The sequence below is a fragment of the Actinoplanes sp. NPDC048791 genome (assembly GCF_040650095.1).
Taxonomy (GTDB): Bacteria; Actinomycetota; Actinomycetes; order Mycobacteriales; family Micromonosporaceae; genus Actinoplanes.
Window position 1 is genome coordinate 1 of sequence record NZ_JBEZGQ010001287.1, and the last position, 2,054, is coordinate 2,054.

The 2,054-nt window shown below is 74.3% G+C and carries 2 protein-coding genes; both read right to left on the reverse strand.

Annotated elements, in window-relative coordinates:
- Nucleotides 1–748 (reverse strand): dynamin family protein (locus tag AB0C29_RS45495; protein ID WP_360834192.1); only part of this gene is annotated, 748 nt, incomplete at its 3' end.
- Nucleotides 745–2,054, reverse strand: a 1,310-nt coding sequence (locus AB0C29_RS45500; RefSeq protein WP_360834194.1) for a hypothetical protein, incomplete at its 5' end; no start/stop codon positions are given. The genes AB0C29_RS45495 and AB0C29_RS45500, both read right to left, overlap by 4 nt.

Consider the following 2,054-nt stretch of genomic DNA (forward strand, 5'->3'; position numbering starts at 1 on the left):
CCGCGCCGAGCAGGCCGGCCACCGGCACGACGACCGGGCAGAGCCGGCGCAGCCGGTCGTCGGCGGCGTAGCGGGCGGCGACCCGGGCGGCCGCTTCCATCGCGTCCAGCCGCGCGCCACCGATCTCGTCGGCCCGCGAGAGCACCCCGACGGTGTTGACCGGGGTGCCGCTGGCCAGGTCGTCGCCGTGGAAGGACTCCAGGAAGCGGACATCGTCGGCGTGCATGTGGCGCAGCAGGTAGATGACCGCGTCGGTCTGCGCGGGCCGGTCGGACTCGGCGTCGAGGAACGCGGTGGTCCGCAGGGACACGTCGGTGGACAGTGACGCGATGCCGGGCGTGTCGATCAGGGTGTGCCGGCGCAGGCGGGCGCTGGGGACGCGTACCTCGAGGTGGTCGATCTGCTCGGCGGGCCGGTCCAGGGTGATCCGGACGGCACCGGCGACCCGGTGGAACGGCAACGGCCGGGTGCTGCTGTCCCGCAGGTGGGCCGTGACGGCGTACGTCGGGCCGTCGGCGTACCAGGTCACGATGCGGGTGCACTCCCCCGCGTCGGTGGGCGCCAGGCCCTCACCGACCAGCGCGTTGAGCAGGGTGGACTTGCCCGCCTTGACCTTGCCGGCGATGGCCACCCGCAGCGGCTCGCCCAGCCGGCGCCGGGCGTCACCGATCGCCGCCCGCACGGCCGGGTCACCCGTCTCGGCCAGCGCCCGGTCCAGCAGCGCCTGCACTTCCGCCAGCAGCGTCATGTCAGCTTGTCCAGTTCCGCGCGCTGGGCGGCGAGCTGCCGGGCCCGCGCCGCACGCTGCTCCGCCGGCAGCGCGGCCATCTCGCGGACCGCGGACGCCGCCTCGGCCGTCGAGCGTTCCACGGCGGCGGCCCGGGCGGTGAACTCGTCGCGCAGCAGCCGCTGGGTGCGCCGGACCGCCTCCCGCGAGTCGCGGCCCACGTGGAAGGAGACGTCGTCGACGTAGCGGCGCAGCTCGGTGCGGGCCTGCTGACGGCGCTGCTGGATCTGCCGTTCGCGTTCCTGCTTGACCAGCCGGCGGCCCAGGGTGAGCCCGGCGATCAGGCCGATCGGGGCGGCGATGAACACGTTGAACATCGCGCCGATGGCACCGAGCATGTAGAAGCCGCCGTAGGTGATCCGGGCGGCGGTGAACGCACCGAGGAACTGCTGCATGCCGGAGCGGTGGAAGTCCACGTCGAGGCCGCCCACCTTGCCCAGACCCTGTTCCGGTGAGGGCAGGTCCAGGTCGAGGCCCTCGTACTCCAGGTCGAAGCGGGCGGCCACCTCCTGGGCGAGCTGGTCACTGCGCTGGGCCAGCAGCATCAGGTTGTCCACCGCGGCCGCGGACGCCTCACGGGCCGCCCAGGCCTGGAACTCCTGCCAGGTGTCGCGCGGGTCCGACTCGTTGAGCAGCTCCTCCCCGGCGCGCAGCATGGTCCGCAGGCGTTCGCGCAGGTCGTGGTCGACGTCGGCGGTGAGGTCCTGGATGCCGTCGCCGAGCACGGTCTGCCAGGAGCCCAGCGTGCGGGTGCGGCGCTGCTTCTCGGCGTACCGCTGGACCAGCGTCTCCGCCGCCGCGGGTGAGCTCGCCGCGGCCTGCTCGGCCACCACCCTTTCGCGCTGCTGGGCCACGACGTACGCCAGCTCGGCGCGCGCGGCGGCGCGGGCCCCCGCCCGGGCCGCGTCGAGCACGTCCCGGCGCAGCAGCTCGACCAGCAGCGGATAGCCGGACTCGGTGTTGAGCTCGGTGCTGTCGCGGGCCTGGGCGCGCAGCCGCAGGAACGACGAGACGGCCACGACCGGCACGTCGAGGCCGGCGGCGGCGAGGTGCCCGGCGTCGAGCTCGACGATGCGCCGCCACTCGCCGTACAGGTCGGTCTTGGTGACGACGCAGTAGACGGCCGGGCAGCGCTCCAGCACCAGGCGCAGGAAGGCGACCTCGGCGGCGGTCAGCTCCTGGGACGCGTCGGTGACGAACAGCGCCGCGGCGGCCCCGGTCAGGGTCGTCGCTGATCTCGTGGACCCCGAGCAGCCTTCCCGTGTCG